A 14,768-nucleotide genomic window follows, 5' to 3' on the forward strand; every position below is an offset into this window, starting at 1 on the left:
CGGCCGCATCCCCTGCGCTTCGGAGCGGCCCGGACCCCGCCGCCGGTGTCCGTCACACCGGCGCGGCCCCGCGCCCGCGCTCCCGCACCACAGTACTCAGGCGTCCCCGTACGCCTCTTCGCCCAGCTCCAGTTCCGCCTCGCCCGCCGTCGCGTCGGCCAGCCAGCGGCGGAACTCCTCCACGTCTGCGTCCGGCAGCCCGATCTCGATGGTCACCGCCTCCGCGTACCGGACCTCGCGCACGCCGCGTCCGGTGGCCCGCAGTTCGTTCTCCAGCCGCCCGGCCCGCTGGTGGTCCACGGTGACCGTCGCGATCCGGAACCGCTGCCGGGTGAGGGTGCCCAGCGCGTCGAGGGCCTCGCCGACCACTCCGCCGTACGCCCGGATCAGCCCGCCGGCGCCGAGCTTCACGCCGCCGTAGTAGCGGGTGACGACGGCGACGACGTACCGCATCTCGCGGCGCGTCAGCATCTGCAGCATGGGAACGCCCGCGGTGCCGCCGGGCTCGCCGTCGTCACTGGCCTTCTGTACTGAGGCGTCGGCGCCGATCACGTACGCGAAGCAGTTGTGGGAAGCGGCCGGATGTTCCTTGCGGACGCGTGCGACGAAGTCCTGGGCCTCCTGCTCGGTGGCGGCGGGGGCGAGCGCGCAGATGAAGCGCGAGCGGTTGATCTCGGTCTCGTGCACGCCCGCGCGGGCGACTGTCCGGTACTGGTCCTGCATCCGGCCAGCCTATGCGCAGCCCCGGGAATGGTCGGGGGCGGCCGTCCGTTGTGCCGATCATGTACGCAGACACGGAGACGATCCGCAGGATTCTGACCGGGACGGGCGACACCTGGGCCGTGGTGGGGCTGTCCGACAACCGCTCGCGCGCGGCCTACGGGGTGGCCGAGGTCCTTCAGCGCTTCGGGAAGCGGGTGATCCCGGTGCACCCCAAGGCGGAGCGTGTGCACGGCGAGGACGGCTACGCCTCGCTGGCCGAGATCCCCTTCCCGGTCGATGTGGTGGACGTCTTCGTCAACAGCGGGCTGGCCGGCGCGGTGGCGGACGAGGCTGTCGCGATCGGCGCCTCCGCGGTCTGGTTCCAGCTGGGAGTGATCGACGAGAAGGCGTACGAGCGCACCAGGGCGGCCGGGCTCGACATGGTCATGGACCGCTGCCCGGCGATCGAGATCCCCGCGCTGAACGGCTGAGAGCACGCGAGAGAGCCCCCGCCGCTCCAGGGTTTCCATCCCTGGTGAGACGACGAGGGCTCAGCGAGCAGCGGGGGGCGGTATGCCAACCTCTCCACTGCCGCCCTCCGCGCGCTGGAGGTGACGCCCCTGGCGCGGGTCTGTGGGAGGGGGCGGCACTCCATGTGGAGAGGTTCCGCCCCCTCCTGCCGTGCCCGCCGACGGACACGGCCCGTACCTAGCCGTCAGCACGCGGTGGGCGCCCTGGGCGGTACGGGGTCTTCTCCGGCGCGGACGACGAACGCGAAGCCCGTCACGATCCGGCGGAACCCCCGGTGGTTGCTCTTGCCGGCGTGGTTCAGGCACTCCACGTCGACGGCTGCGACATCGACGGACGGCTCAGCGCTCCAGCCGCAGCCGAGACAGTCAGCTTCGTACGTGACGTCGGTGTTGGGGTGCGGGACGATCGTGTGAGGGACGCTGCGGAGCAGGGTGCGGGCCCTCACCGACTCGCTCCGTGGGGGTGCTGCCGGATTTCGACGTTCCGGTCCGAGACGGCCGACGGGTCTCCACTGTTGCGTGCCGCCTCCCGCTGTCGGCCCAGCGTCGCGCAGACGTCACAGCCGAAGTTGGGGAGTGGCTCGGGTGGCGTCAGTGGATCCGTCAGAAAGACCGGGCCCTGCATCGCGGTGTTGTCCATTCCCGCACCTCCGCCGTGGTTGTGATGACGAGCATTTCGTCATGGCGGGTTGCGAAACAGGGATGGAACATCCTAGTTCCGCGACGCTATTTCTCCACGCCCAGGAACTCAGCCAGCACCCGAAGCCCCGCGGGATGAGACGGAAGCTCCTGGAGATCGCTCACAATGGCGACCGCAAGCGTGTGATGACGCATCCACGTCGGGGCGACCCGGCGGAGGCTCTCAAGGGCCTTTACAGCTCCTTCCGCGTCTCCTAGGTCGGTGTGTGCCCGCGCCACGTCCAAAAGCAGCCAGGTCCGCCAGGAGGGCGGCGTATCCTTGCTCAGCCGCATTCCCTTCGCAAGGCGGAGAGCTTCCTCCGGGCGGCTGTGCTGGACGGCCAGGCGTACGCGCTCAATGCGGACCGACGACTTACTGAAGACGGACAGAAGGCGCCCGTCGCCCTCTGTGGGCGGCATCTTCGCAAGTCGGCCGGCAGCCGTCTCCGCGGCGCGCATCATCTCGTCAGCGCGTTCGTAGTCGTCACGTCTGGCGTACGAGGTGGCGGCGCTCATCGTCAGGCCACCCCACACCCGCAGCCCCGACGCGTCATTGGTGAGCCCGTCCCGCTCCAGGCTGTCAGCGGCGTACAGGGCGATGGCCGTCGCATCGTCCAGCCGGTTGGACCGCTGATAGGCCCACGCCAGGGAGTTGCAGATCATCGGGACAAGGAGCGGGTCCTCCGACGCCTCCGCGGCAACTATGGCGCGCTCAAGGGCGGCAAGGGCAAGGTCCAGCTTGCCCAGCCGGATACTCAGGTGCCCGGCCAGCTGGAAAGCCTTACCGAGCGCTGATTGCCCTCCGTCGGCGTCCTTAGAGGCCGCCAGCCGGGCGTCGGCAAGAATTCCGGGCAGCAGGTTGAGAAGCTGCGGGAACTCTGCCGAGTGGTACATGGACCATGCGTCTGCGACCTCAGCGCTCAGGAGGTCGGACGTGAGCATCTCCGCCCCATCAGATTCCTGCGGCGGTGCGAACATGAGCGGGTGCACGGCTCGTCGCACGGCCACTAGTTGCGGCGGGTCGGCCTCCCCCGTCGACGGGACTCCGGGCGGATCACCCAGCAGCGTCGTCAGTTCGACGCCCAGCCCACCCGCCAGTGCGTGCAGGGTGGGCAGGCGTGCAGACCCCTTCCGCCTCTGCTCCAGCTTTCGGACGACATCAACCGACACGCCTGACTTTTCCGCCAGATCTTCCTGTGTCAGATTCGACAGCCGACGGAGGCGGCTCAGCTTGTCTCCGAGATGCTCGCTCACAGCTCAGACGGTACGCCGACTGCGGGCTGCAGGGACATGAAGAGCGCGCCCTGACGTCACAACCAGCCGACGGACCGCATGCGGGTGCGCCACGACCGGCCGTGCGACGGGTTGCAGAACTGCTTGATCCGTCCGCGGCCAGGCACCTGCGCTACCTCGGCACCGCACTACGGGCAGGAAACAGGCTGGTCGTGGCGGGCGCGCAGTGGTTCAAGGGGCCGCCTCTCTCGAAATTCCGGGAACACGCCGTACGGTTCCATGACAGCTCCGTACAGGGCGAGTTGGGGAATGCGTGGCGCCACTCCGTCGTGTCGGGGAGTGACCTCTGCGTGCTCCTCAGACGTAGCGACCGGTCTCGATTACGCCTCCGGCCTCGGCATCCCGAACCGTGATGCGGTGATCAACGATGTCCGCGATCTCGCGGTCCCCGGCGATCGAGATCCCCGCGCTGAACGGCTGAGACCACCCGGCGTCCATATGTGCGGGGTATCACACTCCGCTTCGGGCTGGGAGGATGGCCCGCTGTGAGTACCGCCTACGCCCCGAGCGTGTCCGCCGTCCCCCACAGCCGGGCCCGCCTGTCCCGTGAACTCGCCGCGCTCGGCGTCGAGCGGGGCGGCGTACTGATGGTGCACGCGTCGCTGAGCGCGGTGGGGGCGGTCGACGGTGGTGCGGACGCGGTCGGCGCCGCGCTGCGGCAGGCGCTGGGCCCGGAGGGCACGCTGGTGGTCCCTTCCTTCACCCCGGAGAACTCCGACACCTCCCCGCAGTACCGCGCCCGGGTCCACGGCCTCGGAGAGCGGGAGCGGGAGGCCGTGCGGGCGGCGATGCCCGCGTTCGACCCGGCGATCACAGCGGCCCCGTCGATGGGCCGGCTCTCCGAAGCGGTGCGCCGCTCCCCCGGCTCGGTCCGCAGCGCCCATCCGCAGACCTCCTTCGCCGCCCTGGGCCCGCTGGCCGGCCACGTGGTGGGGGACCACCGCCCGGACTGCCACCTCGGCGAGGACTCCCCGCTGGCCCGCCTTCACGAACTGCGGGCGCAGGTCCTGCTGCTCGGCACCGGATTCGGCTCCTGCACCGCGTTCCACCTCGCGGAGTACCGCGTGCCGTCGCCGCCCCGTCGCACGTATCGCTGTGTGGTGCGGGACGGCGACGGGCGACGGTGGTGGGAGTACGAGGACGTGGCCCTGGAGGACGGCGACTTCGCGCGACTGGGTGCGGACTTCGTACGGTCGGACCGGGGCGCTGCCGTCCGCACCGCCGCGGTGGGCTCCACCACGGGCCGGCTGTTCCGCTTTCCGGCAGCGGTCGCCTTCGCCCTGGGGTGGTTGCCGGCGCATCGCTGCCGCGTCCTCGCGCCGACGTCGAACGCCCTGCGGTAGGAACTCCGTTACGCACGGGCGGGAGCCCCCATCGAGGTCGAGGGCGGGCCGGCCGCGGAGTTCAGCCGCCGATACCAAGACCCGCCACGACGACAGCCCCCGGCAGCGCCGCCAGCGCCTTGCCCGGCATGATCAGCTTGCCCCGCCGGCTGCCACTGCCGATCAGGACCCATTCCTGGTCAACGACGGCGGGATCGATCAACAGGGGCCAGCCTGCCGGGAGTCCGACGGGCGTGATGCCGCCGTACTCCATTCCCGTGTCGCCGACCGCCGTGTCCATCGAGGCGAACCGCACCTTGCGGGCGTCGAGGTGCCGGCGGACGACTCCGTTCACATCGACGCGGGAGTGGGACAGCACCAGACAGGCAGCCAGGGTGACCTCTCCCCCGCGCTTTCCGGCCACGACGACACAGTTGGCCGAGCAGTTCAGCAGATCGGCCCCGTGGTGCTCGACGAACGCCGCCGTGTCAGCGATCTCGGGGTCGGTGTCGACGTGGATGATCTGCTCGGCGGGGAAGCCTCCCCAGCCCTCCCGGACCGCTGCGGCCACCGGGGCGGTGAGCAGTTCGAGGCGTTCGGCCGCGGGACAGGCATCCTCGAAGGAGCCGATGGGTGCGCGCATGCGTATCACGCTAACAGCCCCGCGCACCGGCCCGGTTGGACGTCTCATCTGACGGGCGGGACGGACACGGCCATGGTGACTTCGACGGGCTCGGAGCCCTCGTTGCGGTAGGCGTGGCGGTGGTGCGCCTCGAACGTCGCGGAGGTTCCGGCGGGGACGGTGTACGAGGCGCCGTCGACGACCAGGGTGAGTTCGCCCGTCGTGACGTGGAGCAGTTCGACGGTGCCCTCGGGGTGCGGGTCCGATGTGCTGCCGTCACCGGGCGCCAGCCGCCAGTGCCAGAGTTCCAGCGGGCCCCGGGCCTCGGTGCCCACCAGCAGGGTGGTGGCGCTCCCGGCCTCCGTGGACCACATGCGTACGGCCTGGTCCGCGGGGACCAGCCGGACCGGGGAGCCCTGTTCGTGGTCGAGCAGCGTGGTGATGGCGACGCCGAGCGCGTCGGCGAGCTTGACCGTCGTACCGACGCTCGGGTTGGTGCGGGCCTGCTCGATCTGGATGATCATGCCGCGACTGACCCCGGCGCGGGTGGCGAGGGCGTCCAGAGTGAAGCCCCGCTCCCCGCGCCAGCGCTTGAGGTTGCGCGCGAGCGACTGGGTCAGCTGGTCGAGATCAGTCACATTCCGTCCAATATTTTGGATGCCATAGTCAAAAATACTGCACTACGGTGTGCTGTACCCACCGTTCACCGCACTGTACTGCGAGGCCTCCGCGCGCCCGCGCCGTCCACCGTGGGCGCGGTCGCTCCTCACGGCCGGGCCCTCAGCTCTCGTCGAGCTCCGCCACGGCCAGCAGCTGTTCGGGCGTCACGCCCTCCGGGATCGGCACCGGGGCCGGCGTGCGCAGGGGCGGCTGCCAGCCCTTGTCCGGGTCCCAGCTGCGTACGACGCGGGCGGGGGCGCCGGCCACCACCGCGTGGTCGGGCACCTCGCCGCGGACCACCGCGCCGGCGGCCACGACCACGTTGCGGCCGAGCCGGGCGCCCGGGAGGATCACCGCTCCGGTGCCGATCCAGCAGCCGGGGCCGATGGCGACCGGTTCCATCCGCGGCCACTGCCGGCCGACCGGCTGCTGCGGATCGTCGTAGCTGTGGTTGGTCGAGGTGATGTAGACGTACGGCCCGCAGTAGGTGTCGGAGCCGATCGTCACCGTGGTGTCCGCGACGACATGGCTGCCCCGGCCGAGCACCACTCCGTTGCCCAGGGTCAGGATCGGATCGGCGCCGAGGTCCAGATCGGGCATGAGACCCGCCGTGAGGGTGACCTGTTCGCCGATGACGCAGTGGTTGCCGAGCTCGATCCACCGTTCCCCGAAGACCGTGCCCTGCGGGAAGGCGAGCCGGGTGCCCTCGCCGATCCGGCCGAACCGCAGCCCGCCGGGATGCGCTGCCGTCACCGCGCCCGCCTCCCGGACCCAGCGCCAGCAGCGGTGGACGGCCCCCGACAGGGCGCGCCGCCGCCAGGCGGTCAGGGAGGAGACCGTGTCTCTGTTCTTCGGCACCCGCACACGGTAGTCGGGGCGCTCGGGGCCGGTATCCGCAGCGGCCTGTGATCTTCACCCCACCCGGCCGCCGGCCCGCGGGCCCGTCGCATACCGTTTCCCCGTTGGAACCGGACGGCTCCCGGCCGGACGACCGCGACCCATGACACCGGAGCACGGAGGAACGCGCGATGGCAGAACAGGCGTTGATCACCGCAATGGGAGGTCAGGAGCCGGACATCGACCCGTCCGCCTTCACCGCACCGACGTCGGTCGTGATCGGTGAGGTCACCATGGCGGCCGGTTCCAGCGTCTGGTACCACGCGGTGCTGCGGGCGGACTGCGGCCCCATCGTCATCGGCGCCGGTTCCAACATCCAGGACAACTGCAGCGTCCACGTCGATCCCGGCTTCCCGGTCACGGTCGGCGAGCGCGTCTCCGTCGGGCACAACGCGGTGCTCCACGGCTGCACCGTCGAGGACGACGTGCTGATCGGCATGGGGGCCACCGTCCTGAACGGCGCGCACATCGGCACCGGCTCGCTGGTCGCCGCCCAGGCGCTGGTCCCGCAGGGGATGCGGGTGCCGCCGGGCTCGCTGGTCGCGGGCGTGCCCGCCAAGGTCAAGCGGCCGCTGACCCAGGAGGAGCTCGACGGCGTGAAGTTCAACGCGGTCGGCTACGTGGAGCTGGCGAAGGCACACCGCGCGGCGTTCGAGGACTGAGCGCGGCGATACCGGCCTGACGCCGCGCGGACAGCCCTGCGAGGAGCCACCCGGACCGGCCGGGTTCCGCACGGGACGGGCGCCCTATGACGCGCGCGGCCCGGCCGGCCGGATCCAGCCGGGTCAGTCGGCCGCCGGTACGGTTCCCGGTTCGGCCGCGGGCTGCGCGGCGGACCGTGCGGCCGCCTTCTTGGCCCGGTTCCTGACGACCAGCATCGAGCCGAGTCCGATCAGGACCGCGATCGCCAGTCCCAGGTACGAGAACCGCTTGAGCCAGTCCTCCGCGACGACACCCACCGAGTAGATGACGGCCGTGGTGCCGCCCGCCCAGATGATCCCGCCGAGCACGTTGGCGGTCAGGAACTTCCAGTACGGCATGTGCAGGACACCGGCGAGCGGTCCCGCGAAGATGCGCAGCAGTGCGACGAAACGGCCGAAGAAGACCGCCCACATGCCCCACTTCTGGAACGAGCGTTCCGCCGTGGCGATCTGGCTCTCGCCGAAGTGGCGGGGGAACTTCCCGCCGAGCCAGGCCAGCATCGGACGTCCGCCCTTGCGGCCGATGGCATAGCCGATCGAGTCACCGATCACCGCCCCGGCCGTCGCGCAGCCACCCAGGATCCACGGGTTGATGCCGTCGTGCCCCGCGGCCAGCAGAGCCGCGCTGATCAGGACGACCTCGCCCGGCAGCGGGATGCCGAGGCTCTCCACGCCGATGACGATGCCCACCAGGAGGTAGACGCTGATCGCGGGGACGGTCTCCAGCCACTCCTGGATGTGCAACGCCGGTTCCTCCGTAGTGATGTCCTGTCGGCCGCCGGACAGCTCCCTCGGCGCACGGAGGTAACCCTACCGGCCGCGTCGGCGGCACCGACAGCGCGAAGGGCCGCCCCCGCAACCCTTACGGGCGGGAGGCGGCCCCTGCCGGGCCGGCCGGAATCAGGCGTTCGGGCGCAGCGTCCAGACCACCGTCATCTCGCCGGTCACCGCGCCGTCCGCGCGCTGGATCCGGATGGCCACGGGGAACTCGGGCCGCTTGCCCTCGTCCAGTTCTGCGACGACTTCGGCCGCCGGCCTGCCGAGGGTGGCGGTCGCGGTGACATCCCCCATGGCCAGCTTCTGGTAGCCGATCTCCGCCTTCACCGCGAGCGGGACGGCGCGCGTCAGCTGGTCCCCGAACGCGGCGATGACTATCGCGCCGCTCGCCGATTCCGCCAGCGTGAACATCGCCCCGGCGTGCGGTCCACCGAGATGGTTGTGGAAGTCCGCCTGGTCCGGCAGACGGACCACCGCGCGTTCGGCGGTGGACTCCAGGAATTCGAGGTTGAGGGTCCGGACCATCGGAACCGTCGCGGCGACCATCTCGCCCGCGGTCATCTGTTCAGCGCTCATGGGCCAGATGTTACCGGCCGGTAGGCATGTTTGGCCATGCCCCGGGGATCACCGGGTCCGCAGCCGGTCACGTCCTTCACCGTCCGCTCACGGGGGCGGCCGTAGCCGCCCGGGCGGCGCACCTCTATCGTTACTCGCCATGTGGCCAGGACAGCAGCCGCCCGGGGGCGAGCAAAACCCGCAGGACCAGAACCAGAACCCGTATCAGCAGCCGGGTTACCAGCAGCCGAATCCCTATCAGCAGCCGGGGTACCAGCAGCCCGGCGCGTCCGGGCAGCAGCCCGGATACGGTTACCCGCAGCAGGGTCAGCCGGGGCAGCAGCAGGGACAGCCGGGCTACCCGCAGGGCAACCCGTACCAGCAGCCGACCGTTCCGCAGCAGCCGGTTCCCGGCCCGCCCGGTCCGCCTCGGCCCGGCAACGACAAGAAGAAGACGACCGTCATCGCCATAGTCGCGGCGGTCGCGGTCGTCGCGGCCGCGGTGGTCACCGGTGTCGTCGTGATGAACAAGGACGACGACAAGGACGGCAAGAACGTCGCCGACGACAAGAAGTCGTCCGCGCCCGCCAAGCCCTCCGGGTCCGCGTCGTCGCCGGCGGAGAACCCGCGCGGTGCCGACGAGGACGCCAAGCCGCTCATCGCCGGCTGGAAGGTGGTGACCAACCCGAAGTGGGGCACGCAGTTCGACGTGCCCGGCGACTGGGAGGTCTCGTCCCCCACCACGTCCTCGTTCTTCGAGGACGAGAAGAAGAAGGACGGCTTGCCGCTCATCGGCTTCAGCGCACCCGCCGACTACAAGAGCAAGTGGTGCGTCGACGACTCCGACCACGACGGCGTCAAGGAGAACAGCAGCCTGGCAGGCACCGGCACCCGAGGCGCCGAAGGTGCCACCGACGCCGATGTGAACGCCAGGAACGAGGCGGGCACGTGGGCATGGGCCGCCTACGCGCAGCACATGCCGAAGAGCACCATCAAGATCAGCAAGCCGAAGCAGTACACCACCAAGTCGGGTCTGACCGGCAGCCTGGTGACCGCCAAGGCGCCCAACGTCACCAAGAAGAAGAAGTGCGACACGGACGGCAAGTCCATCGCCTTCACCTTCAAGAACAGCAACGGAGCGTTCTCCTCCTGGGTTCTGTACGGTGCCGACTCCGTCCCGGACGAGCTGCCGGACGCGACGATCATGAAGATCCTTAGCACCGTGCGCCTGGTGAAGATCACCGAGTCCTGACGCTCCGCGGCAATCCATTTGGCACCACGGGGTCAAGCCAGCGATAGTCCCCTGGTGACAGCCGCCGACCTCGCACCCCCATCGGCCCGCCCCTCCCGGGCGGGCCGCAATTACCGGCTGCTGACCGCCGCCGCGATCATCACGGGCCTGGGCACCAACGGCGCGCTGATCGCGGCGGCGTTCGCGGTTCTGGAGTCGGGCGGCGACGCCGGTGACGTCGGGCTGGTGGCCGCCGCCAGGACCGCGCCGCTGGTCCTCTTCCTGCTGATCGGCGGGGCGGTCGCGGACCGGCTGCCGCGCCACCGCGTGATGGTGGCGGCCAACACCCTCAACTGTGTCTCGCAGGCCGTCTTCGCCTGGCTGGTGCTGGCCGGTGACGCCCGGCTGTGGCAGATGATGGTGCTCACCGCGCTCTGCGGCACCGGGCAGGCCTTCTTCAACCCGGCCGCGGAGGGCATGCTGATGTCCACGGTCAGCGGCGAACAGGCGAGCCGCGCGTTCGCCCTCTTCCGGATGTCCATGCAGGGCGCCGCCATCGGCGGTGCGGCGCTCGGCGGCGCCATGATCGCCGCGATGGACCCTGGCTGGGTACTGGCCATCGACGCGGCCGCCTTCGCGGTGGCCGGAGCCCTGCGCTCGTTCCTCGACGTGAGCCACATCCCCGCGCGCGCACCCGGTGGCGGGCTGCTCGCCGATCTCCGGGACGGCTGGCAGGAGTTCGTCGGCCGCACCTGGCTCTGGGCCGTGGTGGCGCAGTTCTCCGTGGTCGTCGCCGCGGTCGGGGCCGCGGAGGCGGTGTACGGGCCGCTGGTCGCCAGGGACGAACTCGGCGGCGCCCGCCCCTGGGGCCTCGCGCTCGCCGCGTTCGGCGTCGGCACCCTGGGCGGCGCGGTGCTGATGATGCGGTGGAAGCCGCGGCGGCTGCTGCTGGCCGGGACGCTCTGCGTCTTCCCGCTGGCCCTGCCCTCCGCAGGGCTCGCCGTGCCCCTCCCGGTGGCCGGGCTCTGCGCGGTGATGTTCGTCAGCGGCGCCGCCATCGAGGTGTTCGGCGTGTCCTGGATGACGGCCCTGCATCAGGAGATTCCGGAGGAGAAGCTGTCGCGGGTCTCGGCGTACGACTGGTTCGGCTCCGTGGCCATGGTGCCGCTCGCCACCGCGCTCGCCGGTCCGGTGGAGTCGCTGGTCGGGCGCAGCCAGGCGCTGTGGGGCTGCGCCGCGCTGGTCGTCCTGGTCACCGGCGCGGTGCTGTTCGTGCCGGACGTGCGCAACCTGACGCGCAGAACCGCCCCCACCGAGGTGGTGGCGAAGGGCGCCCCGGCGTCAGCCGATGCCGAAGGAGCCGTCGGGCGGCTCGGGTGAGTCGACCGCCTCGTCGTCACCGACCGGCCCGGCGCCCCTGACGAGCCCGGCCACGGCGACGCCGTACTCGACGCGGGCGGGGAACGCGTCGGCGGCGCAACGGCGGATCAGCGCGGCCGTGTCGAGCGGGGTGCGGGAGGCGACCAGGACGACGTTGCCGAAGCGCCGGCCGCGCAGTACGGCGGGCTCCGCGATCACCGCGAGCTCCTCGAAGACGGCCGCGAAGGTGGCCAGCTGCGGGCGCAGGAAGTCGAAGGGCGCCCCGTCGGCGAGGTTGGCGGCGTAGATCCCGTCGGCACGCAGCGCCCGCGCCGCGGCCCGCGCGTAGGGCAGGGTGGTCAGGTGGGCGGGCACCCGCGAGCCGCCGAAGACATCCGCGACCAGGACGTCCACGGAGCCGGGTGCGGTCGCCTCCAGGTGTTCGCGGGCGTCCGCACCGTGCACGGCGATCCGGCTGCCGTCCGGAAGCGGAAGGTGCTCGGCCACGAGGGCGAGCAGGCCCCGGTCGGCCTCCGCGACGTCCTGCCGGGATCCGGGGCGGGTCGCCGCGACGTAGCGGGGCAGGGTGAGGGCGCCGCCGCCGAGGTGCAGCACGTCGAGCGGTGCGCCCGGTTCCGCGGCGCAGTCCACGACATGGCCGAGCCGTCTCGTGTACTCGAACTCAAGGTGTTCCGGAGCGTCCAGGTCGACGTACGACTGGGGCGCCCCGTCAACAGTCAGCAGCCAGGCCCGCTCCCGGTCCACGTCGGGGAGCAGTCTGGCGGTACCCAGGTCCACGTCGCGGATGACCGGTATCGACTCGTTCACTCCCCCATTGTGCGGTGCCCGGACGGCTGTTCATGACCGCTGCGCCCGGTGCCCGGTCCGTCTCCCGCGGGTTCGGGAGACGGACCGGGCCGTGCGGCGTTACGGCTCCGGGCTCAGAGCAGCCCGGTGACCGTACCGGCCCCGATCGTGCGGCCGCCCTCGCGGATGGCGAAGCCGAGGCCGGTCTCCAGCGGTACGTCCCGGCCCAGCTCGACGGTCATGGTGACCGTCTCACCGGGGCGCGCCACCGCCGCCGCGCCGAGGTCGACGTCACCGACGACGTCCGCGGTGCGGATGTAGAACTGCGGCCGGTAGCCGGTGGCGACCGGGGTGGTCCGGCCGCCCTCCCGCCCCGACAGGACGTACACCTGCGCGGTGAAGCGCCGGCTCGGGGTGACGCTGCCCGGCGCGGCCACGACGTGACCGCGGCGGACCCGGTCGCGCTCGACCCCGCGCAGGAGCAGCGCGACGTTGTCGCCGGCCTCCGCGGACTCCATCGGCTTGCCGAAGGTCTCCAGACCGGTGACGACGGTCTCGATGTCCGCGCCGAGCACCGACACCCGGTCGCCGACGCGGACGGTGCCGCGCTCCACCGCGCCGGTGACGACCGTGCCCCGGCCGGTGATGGTCAGGACGTTCTCCACCGGCAGCAGGAACGGCGCGTCGATGTAGCGCACCGGCATCGGTACATAGGTGTCGACGGCGTCGAGCAACGCCTCGACCGCCCCCGTCCAGCGCGGGTCGCCCTCCAGCGCCCGCAGGCCGGAGACCCGCACGACGGGCACGGTGTCGCCGCCGTAACCGTGCGCGGACAGCAGCTCGCGCACCTCCAGCTCGACCAGGTCGGTCAGCTCGGGGTCACCCGCGTCCGCCTTGTTCAGGGCGACGACGATGTGGTCGACGCCCACCTGGCGGGCGAGCAGCACGTGCTCGGCGGTCTGCGGCATGATCCCTTCGAGCGCCGACACGACGAGGATCGCCCCGTCGAGCTGGGCGGCACCGGTCACCATGTTCTTGATGTAGTCGGCGTGTCCTGGCATGTCGACGTGCGCGTAGTGCCGGGTGCCGGTCTCGTACTCGACGTGCGCGATGTTGATCGTGATGCCGCGCTGCGCCTCCTCCGGGGCCCGGTCGATGCGGTCGAACGGGACGAAGGTGCCGGTGCCCCGGTCGCTGAGGACCTTGGTGATGGCGGCGGTGAGGGTGGTCTTGCCGTGGTCGACGTGGCCCATGGTGCCGATGTTGAGGTGCGGCTTGGTGCGCACGTATGCCGTCTTGGACATGGCTCGTTCCTTGGTTCTCGAAGCTGAGAGAGAAGACCCCAGGGCCCCGCCGACCCTCCCCTCACGGGGTCCGCCGGACTGTCGGGGGAGGGTCAGCTTCGGGCGCCGCCGATGGGCGCTGCGGCAGCGGTGAAGGCTGCCGTGACTGCTGCGGTGGTAGGGCTCACGGCAGCCTTCGGCGCGTCCGCGACTGCGGACTGCGCTGCGAGGAAGGCGAACCGGAACATGCTCCGATCATGTCCGACCGCGGCGGGCCCGTCGAGCGATTTACGGGCGGCGGCAGGTGAGTTGACGGCGTCGGCGGAGGTGGTACGAGCCCGCCGGTGACGGGCGGCGCTCCTGGGCCGGCGGAGGCGTGACACATGGCCCTGCCGTGCGGCGGACGGATTCGACTCCGTCCCCATAACGGTCACATTACGACGATCACACCTGGTGTCGGATACTCTCCCCGAATGCTCGACCCCGCCCCGGCCACCCGGCCCGCCCTCGGTCTCTCCGCGCGCTGCACACGGGCGCTGTTCTCGCCCTGGTCCAGGTTCTCGCTGCTCGTGGCCGTGCTGCTGGCCGCCGCGACGACGATGCTGCTTCTCAAGCCCCAGCGGCTGCTCTCCTCGGGCTGGCCGGCCCAGCTGAGCGGCGGCGCCGCCGCGGTCGTGCTCTTCGGCCTCGCGTACGGCGTGTGCACGGTGGCGTTCGTACCGCGCCCGCTGCTCAATCTCGCCGCCGGGGCGCTGTTCGGTACTCAGGCCGGTCTCGCGGCGGCGCTGGCGGGCACGGTGCTCGGCGCGGGCGTCTCGTTCGGGCTGGGCAGGGTGCTGGGGCAGGACGCGCTCCGTACGCTGCTGCGCGGACGCTGGATGCGGGCGGCGGACGGACAGCTGAGCAGGCACGGATTCCGCTCGATGCTGGCGCTGCGGCTCTTCCCCGGAGTGCCCTTCGCCGCCGCCAACTACTGCGCCGCCGTGTCGCGCATGGGGTATCCCCCGTTCCTGGTGGCGACCGGTCTCGGCTCGATCCCGAACACGGCCGCGTACGTCGTGGCGGGGAGCGAGGCCTCCTCACCGACCTCACCCGCGTTCCTCGCGGCGATGGGGTTCATCGTGCTGACGGGGCTCGGCGCGGCGGTCGTCGCCTGGCGCAGGCGTCACCGGCTGGGCGCCGAGTGACGCGGCGGTACGGCCGGGGGTTGTCGTAATCCTGTTCACCCGGGGGCGATACGCTTCCCGCGACCGACAGACGATCTCCGGGCCCCAGGCGGCCCTGCCCCCATACGACCGCAATCCGCACGCTGCCGACCGGCTCCGATGCCCGGCGGACGATGCATGATCAC

Annotated in this window: 17 protein-coding genes; 6 read left to right on the forward strand and 11 right to left on the reverse strand. The window is 71.4% G+C overall.

What is annotated here, in order from left to right; genetic code table 11:
- Positions 1 to 96 precede the first annotated feature (96 nt).
- Positions 97 to 723 (reverse strand): YigZ family protein, encoded by a 627-nt coding sequence (locus tag OG892_RS04195; protein ID WP_328867878.1) that lies wholly within the window; start codon positions 721 to 723, stop codon positions 97 to 99.
- Between the two features lie 59 nt (positions 724 to 782).
- Here OG892_RS04195 and OG892_RS04200 point away from each other — a divergent pair, with 59 nt between their 5' ends.
- Positions 783 to 1,193: a CoA-binding protein gene (locus OG892_RS04200; protein WP_328867877.1), complete on the forward strand. Its 411-nt coding sequence runs from the start codon at positions 783 to 785 to the stop codon at positions 1,191 to 1,193.
- Between the two features lie 224 nt (positions 1,194 to 1,417).
- On the opposite strand, the gene OG892_RS04205 is transcribed toward OG892_RS04200, so the two are convergent.
- The 3 genes from OG892_RS04205 to OG892_RS04215 all read right to left on the reverse strand — a co-directional run bounded on the left by OG892_RS04205 (position 1,418) and on the right by OG892_RS04215 (position 3,641).
- On the reverse strand, positions 1,418 to 1,678 hold the full coding sequence (locus OG892_RS04205) for a hypothetical protein (protein ID WP_073736245.1): 261 nt from the start codon (positions 1,676 to 1,678) through the stop codon (positions 1,418 to 1,420).
- Positions 1,679 to 1,958: 280 nt separating this feature from the next.
- Positions 1,959 to 3,164, reverse strand: a complete 1,206-nt coding sequence (locus OG892_RS04210; protein ID WP_073736247.1) for a helix-turn-helix domain-containing protein — start codon at positions 3,162 to 3,164, stop codon at positions 1,959 to 1,961.
- A gap of 336 nt (positions 3,165 to 3,500) precedes the next feature.
- Positions 3,501 to 3,641, reverse strand: a complete 141-nt coding sequence (locus OG892_RS04215) for a hypothetical protein (protein WP_371628486.1) — start codon at positions 3,639 to 3,641, stop codon at positions 3,501 to 3,503.
- 47 nt (positions 3,642 to 3,688) lie between these two features.
- Between OG892_RS04215 and OG892_RS04220 the strand changes: the two genes are divergently transcribed.
- Positions 3,689 to 4,546 (forward strand): aminoglycoside N(3)-acetyltransferase, encoded by an 858-nt coding sequence (locus tag OG892_RS04220; RefSeq protein WP_371628487.1) that lies wholly within the window; start codon positions 3,689 to 3,691, stop codon positions 4,544 to 4,546.
- Between the two features lie 61 nt (positions 4,547 to 4,607).
- On the opposite strand, the gene OG892_RS04225 is transcribed toward OG892_RS04220, so the two are convergent.
- The 3 genes from OG892_RS04225 to OG892_RS04235 all read right to left on the reverse strand — a co-directional run bounded on the left by OG892_RS04225 (position 4,608) and on the right by OG892_RS04235 (position 6,665).
- The gene (locus tag OG892_RS04225; protein ID WP_328867874.1) at positions 4,608 to 5,168 is read right to left on the reverse strand and encodes a YbaK/EbsC family protein; all 561 of its coding nucleotides are present in this window, start codon (positions 5,166 to 5,168) and stop codon (positions 4,608 to 4,610) included.
- Positions 5,169 to 5,212: 44 nt separating this feature from the next.
- Positions 5,213 to 5,785 carry a helix-turn-helix domain-containing protein gene (locus OG892_RS04230; protein WP_073736248.1) on the reverse strand — a complete coding sequence of 191 codons (573 nt, stop codon included), beginning with the start codon at positions 5,783 to 5,785 and terminating at the stop codon, positions 5,213 to 5,215.
- A 142-nt stretch (positions 5,786 to 5,927) separates the two neighbouring features.
- Positions 5,928 to 6,665 carry an acyltransferase gene (locus OG892_RS04235; protein WP_327335643.1) on the reverse strand — a complete coding sequence of 246 codons (738 nt, stop codon included), beginning with the start codon at positions 6,663 to 6,665 and terminating at the stop codon, positions 5,928 to 5,930.
- Positions 6,666 to 6,835: 170 nt separating this feature from the next.
- Here OG892_RS04235 and OG892_RS04240 point away from each other — a divergent pair, with 170 nt between their 5' ends.
- Entirely contained in the window at positions 6,836 to 7,366 is a 531-nt protein-coding gene (locus tag OG892_RS04240; protein WP_073736249.1) for a gamma carbonic anhydrase family protein, read from the forward strand.
- A 123-nt stretch (positions 7,367 to 7,489) separates the two neighbouring features.
- Here OG892_RS04240 and OG892_RS04245 read toward each other — a convergent pair whose 3' ends face one another.
- Complete coding sequence (locus tag OG892_RS04245; protein ID WP_073736250.1) at positions 7,490 to 8,149, reverse strand: DedA family protein; 660 nt, start codon at positions 8,147 to 8,149, stop codon at positions 7,490 to 7,492.
- Positions 8,150 to 8,305: 156 nt separating this feature from the next.
- The gene (locus OG892_RS04250) at positions 8,306 to 8,743 is read right to left on the reverse strand and encodes a DUF4442 domain-containing protein (RefSeq protein ID WP_073736251.1); all 438 of its coding nucleotides are present in this window, start codon (positions 8,741 to 8,743) and stop codon (positions 8,306 to 8,308) included.
- A gap of 154 nt (positions 8,744 to 8,897) precedes the next feature.
- Between OG892_RS04250 and OG892_RS04255 the strand changes: the two genes are divergently transcribed.
- Together OG892_RS04255 and OG892_RS04260 are read left to right on the forward strand one after the other, a co-directional pair.
- Positions 8,898 to 9,989, forward strand: a complete 1,092-nt coding sequence (locus OG892_RS04255; protein ID WP_073736252.1) for a hypothetical protein — start codon at positions 8,898 to 8,900, stop codon at positions 9,987 to 9,989.
- A 54-nt stretch (positions 9,990 to 10,043) separates the two neighbouring features.
- Positions 10,044 to 11,348, forward strand: coding sequence for an MFS transporter (locus tag OG892_RS04260; RefSeq protein WP_073736253.1), 1,305 nt, complete (start codon positions 10,044 to 10,046; stop codon positions 11,346 to 11,348).
- Here the strand turns inward: OG892_RS04260 and OG892_RS04265 are convergent.
- Positions 11,310 to 12,155 carry a spermidine synthase gene (locus tag OG892_RS04265; protein ID WP_371628488.1) on the reverse strand — a complete coding sequence of 282 codons (846 nt, stop codon included), beginning with the start codon at positions 12,153 to 12,155 and terminating at the stop codon, positions 11,310 to 11,312. The two genes, OG892_RS04260 and OG892_RS04265, sit on opposite strands and share 39 nt — an antisense overlap.
- Positions 12,156 to 12,268: 113 nt before the next feature.
- Complete coding sequence (tuf, locus tag OG892_RS04270) at positions 12,269 to 13,438, reverse strand: elongation factor Tu (RefSeq protein ID WP_371628489.1); 1,170 nt, start codon at positions 13,436 to 13,438, stop codon at positions 12,269 to 12,271.
- A gap of 452 nt (positions 13,439 to 13,890) precedes the next feature.
- Between tuf and OG892_RS04275 the strand changes: the two genes are divergently transcribed.
- Positions 13,891 to 14,604 carry a TVP38/TMEM64 family protein gene (locus OG892_RS04275; protein ID WP_371628490.1) on the forward strand — a complete coding sequence of 238 codons (714 nt, stop codon included), beginning with the start codon at positions 13,891 to 13,893 and terminating at the stop codon, positions 14,602 to 14,604.
- Positions 14,605 to 14,768: the final 164 nt, after the last annotated feature.

Source organism: Streptomyces sp. NBC_00341 (assembly GCF_041435055.1).
In the GTDB taxonomy this organism is placed as follows: domain Bacteria; phylum Actinomycetota; class Actinomycetes; order Streptomycetales; family Streptomycetaceae; genus Streptomyces.